Source organism: Sphingobium sp. SG1 (assembly GCF_057063145.1).
The window spans coordinates 1-5,498 of the sequence record NZ_JBVVOJ010000047.1 but is presented as its reverse complement, the minus strand read 5'-3'; the positions used below and the strand labels follow the sequence as shown (position 1 = coordinate 5,498).

Annotated in this window: 12 protein-coding genes; 8 read left to right on the top strand and 4 right to left on the bottom strand. The window is 56.2% G+C overall.

Features of this window, described 5'->3' with window-relative positions:
* Window positions 1-195, top strand: a 195-nt coding sequence (locus tag AC0KVN_RS27315) for a hypothetical protein (RefSeq protein WP_483656780.1), incomplete at its 5' end; no start/stop codon positions are given.
* Window positions 196-245: 50 nt separating this feature from the next.
* On the opposite strand, the gene AC0KVN_RS27310 is transcribed toward AC0KVN_RS27315, so the two are convergent.
* From AC0KVN_RS27310 to AC0KVN_RS27300, 3 genes are all read right to left on the bottom strand, one after another.
* Window positions 246-404, bottom strand: a complete 159-nt coding sequence (locus AC0KVN_RS27310; RefSeq protein ID WP_483656779.1) for a ribosome modulation factor — start codon at window positions 402-404, stop codon at window positions 246-248.
* A 149-nt stretch (window positions 405-553) separates the two neighbouring features.
* Window positions 554-1,180: an outer membrane protein gene (locus AC0KVN_RS27305; protein ID WP_483656778.1), complete on the bottom strand. Its 627-nt coding sequence runs from the start codon at window positions 1,178-1,180 to the stop codon at window positions 554-556.
* A gap of 108 nt (window positions 1,181-1,288) precedes the next feature.
* On the bottom strand, window positions 1,289-1,609 hold the full coding sequence (locus tag AC0KVN_RS27300) for a hypothetical protein (protein WP_483656777.1): 321 nt from the start codon (window positions 1,607-1,609) through the stop codon (window positions 1,289-1,291).
* A 145-nt stretch (window positions 1,610-1,754) separates the two neighbouring features.
* Between AC0KVN_RS27300 and AC0KVN_RS27295 the strand changes: the two genes are divergently transcribed.
* Complete coding sequence (locus AC0KVN_RS27295) at window positions 1,755-2,438, top strand: Mom family adenine methylcarbamoylation protein (protein ID WP_483656776.1); 684 nt, start codon at window positions 1,755-1,757, stop codon at window positions 2,436-2,438.
* Between the two features lie 88 nt (window positions 2,439-2,526).
* On the opposite strand, the gene AC0KVN_RS27290 is transcribed toward AC0KVN_RS27295, so the two are convergent.
* Complete coding sequence (locus AC0KVN_RS27290; protein WP_483656775.1) at window positions 2,527-2,922, bottom strand: hypothetical protein; 396 nt, start codon at window positions 2,920-2,922, stop codon at window positions 2,527-2,529.
* A 487-nt stretch (window positions 2,923-3,409) separates the two neighbouring features.
* Between AC0KVN_RS27290 and AC0KVN_RS27285 the strand changes: the two genes are divergently transcribed.
* From AC0KVN_RS27285 to AC0KVN_RS27260, 6 genes are all read left to right on the top strand, one after another.
* Complete coding sequence (locus tag AC0KVN_RS27285) at window positions 3,410-3,799, top strand: hypothetical protein (protein WP_483656774.1); 390 nt, start codon at window positions 3,410-3,412, stop codon at window positions 3,797-3,799.
* 12 nt (window positions 3,800-3,811) lie between these two features.
* Entirely contained in the window at window positions 3,812-4,372 is a 561-nt protein-coding gene (locus AC0KVN_RS27280) for a hypothetical protein (RefSeq protein ID WP_483656772.1), read from the top strand.
* A 62-nt stretch (window positions 4,373-4,434) separates the two neighbouring features.
* On the top strand, window positions 4,435-4,653 hold the full coding sequence (locus tag AC0KVN_RS27275; RefSeq protein ID WP_483656770.1) for a hypothetical protein: 219 nt from the start codon (window positions 4,435-4,437) through the stop codon (window positions 4,651-4,653).
* The gene (locus AC0KVN_RS27270; RefSeq protein WP_483656768.1) at window positions 4,646-4,837 is read left to right on the top strand and encodes a hypothetical protein; all 192 of its coding nucleotides are present in this window, start codon (window positions 4,646-4,648) and stop codon (window positions 4,835-4,837) included. Before AC0KVN_RS27275 ends, AC0KVN_RS27270 begins: the two co-directional genes overlap by 8 nt.
* A gap of 104 nt (window positions 4,838-4,941) precedes the next feature.
* A complete protein-coding gene (locus tag AC0KVN_RS27265) occupies window positions 4,942-5,133 on the top strand; it encodes a hypothetical protein (protein ID WP_483656766.1) in 192 nt (63 codons plus the stop codon).
* Window positions 5,134-5,193: 60 nt separating this feature from the next.
* Window positions 5,194-5,460 carry a hypothetical protein gene (locus tag AC0KVN_RS27260; protein ID WP_483656765.1) on the top strand — a complete coding sequence of 89 codons (267 nt, stop codon included), beginning with the start codon at window positions 5,194-5,196 and terminating at the stop codon, window positions 5,458-5,460.
* Window positions 5,461-5,498 lie beyond the last annotated feature (38 nt).

The window sequence follows — 5,498 nt, the reverse complement described above, 5'->3', positions numbered from 1 at the left end:
TTCTTGCTCGGCATTCAATGTCCCTTTCGCGGTCCAGACTATCATAGTCTCTGGGCCACTCAGCGGGGGGCAGATCATCTGCCCGAACGCCTCGTGGCAGGTGCGTCGATCTTTTTCCCGTCGCGCCACCAACAGGCCATTGTGGAGCGGGTCGATCGTGACCAGGGGCTGATCTATGCCCGGTTGCCTGCCTGAAACGAAAATGGCCCTGATTATCTCTCGACAGTCAGGGCCACTCCATTGGTTCAGTCTTTCTCGTCGAAGTCTGGGTCGATGCCCTTTTTCCATCCGTCGAGCCAAGCGTAGTATTCGGACTCGCCCTTGTAGGGGTTGGCAGTTTCTGGCTCCCTATTTGCGCCCGCGTCGTAACCGGCGTGCCACGCCTTTTCCTTGTTATCAGCCATAACATCTCCCTCTTCAGCAGGGTGATATAGGCCGAATTTTCAGATGTTTAAGGGGCGTAATGAAAATGGCCCCGACCATTTAGGATGATCGAGGCCATAATGCCCTTGAAACCGTCGTTTTTCGGGCGGGTCGCTAGAGCGCTATAACGTCAGAAACGAAAACCTCCAGTAACTGCGACCTGGTGGCGCGACATTTTGACGCCGGTGTCGAGTTCAATGTCGCCCTCGCGATACACATACTTACCGTAGTCAGAATAACGATATTCGAGGCGTGCGAAGTTCGAGCCATTGGTGAATTCCGCGCCGCCGCCGACACGATAGCCGTCGATATTGTCGCCGATGCTGGCGCTATCACCGTCCAGCGAATAGCGAAGCTTGAGGCGTGCGTTGGTGTAGCCGCCCTTGGCATAAAGCAGCAGATTCGGAGCTACCGCGAAGCCCAGGCGCGCACCGACATATAGGTCGCGGTCAGCTAGGAGAGAGAGCTTGTCGCCGTCGAAAAGGATATCGCGCGCGGAGGTTTTCGTTGTGGAATCCGAGGCCTCTGCTTCGATACCAAAGATCGCGCCGCTGTTGCCGAGGGCGAAGTCATAGCCCGCCGTGACGCCGTAAAGCATTCCGCTTTCCGAAGCATCGACATCGTAACCATAATCAAAATTCACCGTGTCGTAGCCCAGCACGATACCGGCTTTTCCGCCTTCGAAATTAGAGGCGTCCTGGGCGAGAGCGGGAGCGGCAACAGCAACAGATGCCGCGCAAATGATGAACTTGATCACGATTAACCCCTTGAATCGTTGGATTTGAAGGGGTGTCTCGCAGATGATGATTATCGACCGGTTAATCCATCATAATACGCGCGAAGTATGACGATGCTTGTCATCTGTTCATCGTCGCAGCCTAGCGAGCAGCCGTTTATATTCTTCGTCGGTTGTCGGGCCGATCGACGGGCTGTCCGGCGCGCCATCGTGGGCCTGTAACCATGCCCATTTTGCACCGCAGGACCGGCAGCGCAGCCTATTCGACGCGGCGATCAGATTGGTTTCCCAGCGATGCGCCACGAACAACGCGAGCAGCGGTTTAGCCTCGACCGTTCGTTCGGCCTTGCACCGCTTGCAACCAATCCGCACCGCGAATCCCCCAGCGACCAGTTTGTGGAGATCGTCGGCCCGGTTGCGCTCGTATCGACGGTGGTCATCGCGATTCATCCCACGATTATACAGGAGAACATTTTGGCAACAAAAGGCCCTCGCATAAATATCTGATGCGAACCATCACCCCGATCGATTGGCCGATCCTGCCGTCCGGCCCGCGCCCCACGAAATGACCATTTCAGCCAAAGACATTCGGCTAATGCCGATCGCGTCGAAGGATGCGAACGCCATGGTCGCGCGGCTTCATTATAGCGGAAAATGGGTGCGAAATTCGTGCCTTCACCTGGGGGCGTTTGTTGGCCCCGATTGCCTTGGTGTGATGTCGTTCGGCCCGCCCATGGATAAGTCGAAGGTGCTGCCACTGGTTCGCGATACCAACTGGTATGACATGCTCGAATTGAACCGGATGGCGTTTGACGATCGTCTTCCGCGAAATTCGGAATCGCGATGTCTGGCGATGGCGCGCAAGCTGATCTTTCGCCAATATCCCAACATCGAATGGCTGCTGACGTTCGCCGATGGCACGCAATGCGGTGATGGCACGATCTACCGCGCCAGCGGCTGGGAACTGTCCGGAATCCGACCGAACCGAACGATTTACGAGTTCCCGACAGTCGGCCGTCGATATGCAGCCATGACCCTGGAGGCCCATTGGTCCGGCGAGACCGTTCGACAGCTATGCGCCGATCTAGACGTTCCGCACGAATATCGAACCCGCACGACTTGGTGCAAAATGGGGCTGGCCCGGCCGCTTCCTGGTTACCAGCTTCGCTACATGACTTTCCGTGACCAGTCCGTCCGCGACCGCCTGACTGTGCCGATCCTGCCGAATTCCGCCATTGACGACGCTGGTGCGCGGATGGTGCGCGGCGAGGCTAAATAAAGGGCGTTCGAAAATAGGCGGACGACAGAAGCCCTCTGTCGCGCGGCGGTGCGAACCCGACCCGAACGCTCCACGTCGCACTGACAACCTACGGGAAGATTGACCCGAACGCTCCTACGCATGTCTGTTTGTTCGCATCAGATGTGTAGGTCATATTTTTTGATGTGGCGATCATGCGAAACGTCACGCCGTAGCCTTCGATGATGCGCCGAAACTCCGGATTTTCGCAGGTTGTTTTTCTGAAGTCCTCCAACACGCCGTTGTGGCCTACTGTTCGCTCAAATGCTGGCGTGATTGTAGCATTGAAGACCAGAACGTTGCCTTCAACGCGAGTTCCCGTCACGGTGCCCCATTGCGACTTATACGGCAGATCAGAATTGATTCTCGAAGACAGCATTTGAAGGCGGTCCGAGATGCTATTTTGCGCGTGGGCGGCGGTATTGAAGAGAGTGACTGATAGGGCCAGAATTGCAAAACGGCGCATGATTTTCCTTTCAAATGCGCACCTTGCTTATGAATGGTCTGTTACCTTCGCGTAAATTATTACATTCAAACTGCGATCGTTTACGGTCGAGTATTAAAAAAAAACGATCTTCACCTCGCTAGGGTTAACCCAATCTTCGCACCTATGGCGCAAACCGGCTGCACAAGAGATCGCCATTTTCCCGGCGTTCCGGATTCAGCAGCGGCGAATAATAGCTGGCCCGATCCGCTCCCTGGTCGGGCCAATTTTTTGACTCGGGGGCGTCCGAGGGATAGTGGGAAGTCGGGCGGTCCCGCAGGCGCGGTCGTTACCCCGGTCGTGCTGTTTCAGCGGTTGGGGCCGTCCAACCATCATCGCCGCATCCTTAGCTATTTTAGATATGTCTGTGATGACGATCACGGTTAGCGATCCGTTGTGAAATATATCGATATTGCTCCGGCGACCGCGACAGACTATTTCGTCGCGGCATTTCATGCGGGGGTTAATCATGAGAATTTTATGCGTTGCCGCGTTTGCCGCTTTGGCTGGCTGCGCCACTGCGCCTGGTCCGGTTGACCAGCGCAACAGTGAACTTACCCAAGGTAACGTTCAGATGAACCTGAAGGTCGGGACGACCACGAAGGCCGAAGTTCTCGAAAAATTCGGTTCGCCGAACATTACTACGCGCGATGGCGCGGGCCAGGAAGTTTGGTCCTATCAACGTATGGCGACCGTTTCGCAGTCGTCATCGTCGTCGAGCTATTGGACGATTTTGCTCGCTGGTCAAAGCAAGAGTGCGGATGGTTTCGCGCAGTCGTCCCGGACTATGACTTTGATCATCAAGTTCGACAAAGCGGATGTGGTTAGCGATTTCCGCAGCCGCACCAGCGATTTCTAATTGGGGGCAAAAATGAAGAAACTCGCTTTTATCGCAGCAGGTTTTGCGGTGGCCATGGCACCGGCTGCCAACGCGAAAAAGAAGCCGGAACTGACGCCGATGGAAATCCAGGCGCTGCAATCCCACGAATACGAGACGAGCAAAGAAGTGCTTTTTGCCTCGATCGTCAGCGTTTTGCAGGATTTGGGTTACCAGCTTGGTAACGCCGACCTAGCCAGTGGCTTCATTACGGCGGCTTCGCCTATGAAGAACAAGACGAGTTTTCTCGATGCGCTTGCCAGTCAGCAGGGGTCGGGTAACACGAAGGTCACCGCGTTCGTCGAGCAGATGCCTGGTGGCACCGCCCGCGTCCGGTTGAATTTCGTCAACTCGAAGAATATTTCTGGTGCTTGGGGCCGATCTTCGGCGGAAGACAAGCCCATCTTTGACCCCGTCACCTATAAGGCGGCTTGGGACAAGATCGATGAAGCCGTGTTTACGCGAACCGCAACCGCTGCTGTCTCGGCGCCTGCCACAGCGCCAGCCCCCGCAGCCACCCCGGTCGCTGCTGTGGGCACTGTTTCACCCCAATAACCACGCGATGATTTGCTGATCCAATCTGATCGGCGAAGAAATTTCCGACCTAAATAGGCGTCATGAAAGATATTCGTGACGCCTTCCTTCTACTTCTGCTCGGCAACCTGTCTTCGTTGATTGGCGCCGCTTTGGTCTCGTATGCAGATCGCTTCCCCGCACCCCTCGCAATCGCGTTTTACGGCCTGTCAGGCACCGCTTTCCTAGCAACCCTCGGCATTGTTGCCCTGGCTTCGATCAGTGCTGTAGCAGGCTTTAAACGGCTGAAATCGCATGATTAAGCCGACCACCCATAGGGTCGCCCAAGTGATCGTCGAAGAGATGATGCAGTGGAATCCCGACCATACCGAGGCTGAGCGACGTGACGCTCTGTATGCGCTGTCCGACCGGCTGATCCGGTATTTCGACCTCGCCCATATGCAGCCCGGTATCCTGCCCGGTCTTCCAGGTGGCCCGGCTCTGTGAGCCGACATCATCACCTCTACAATTCGCGCCAATGGCGGTCCACGCGGTTGGCGCAGATCACGGCTGAACCGTTGTGCCGCCGTTGCCTTGCTGGCGGCCTAACCGTGGCGGCGACGGTAGCCGACCATGTCGTGGCGCATCGTGGCGATGTCCAGGCCTTCTGGAATGGCGACCTGCAATCGCTATGTGCGTCGTGTCATTCGTCGGCAAAGCAGCGCCAGGAAAAGGGTGGCTGGGACAGTTCTGCTGACCTGGACGGCTATCCCGTCGATCCTAATCATCCGGCCAACCTCTAATATCGCCCGACGCTTGGAAAGCTGTTAGCTGACCAGGATGATGAAGCGGGGGAAAGCGTCATGGACTTGAAAGCGCGGGGAACGGAAGCGCTGGTAGGCGGCATCACCGGCTTGACGGTGGTTGCGGTCTATATCGTCGTGCGGAGTGTTGGTTCCAACATTGAGGCCAAGGATTGGCTTGCGTTTGCTGGGGTGATCATCGGTGTGATGCTGACGCTTGGTGCGACGAAGCTGGTGGACTGGATCATAAGCGAAGCAGCGGAACGTCGGCGCAAACGCGAATTCATTCTAGGTTTCGTGGACAAAGGGTATCCATTGCAGGGCTGAGACGAGATTGACGAAGCCGAGGTAGGACTCTTTGGTTT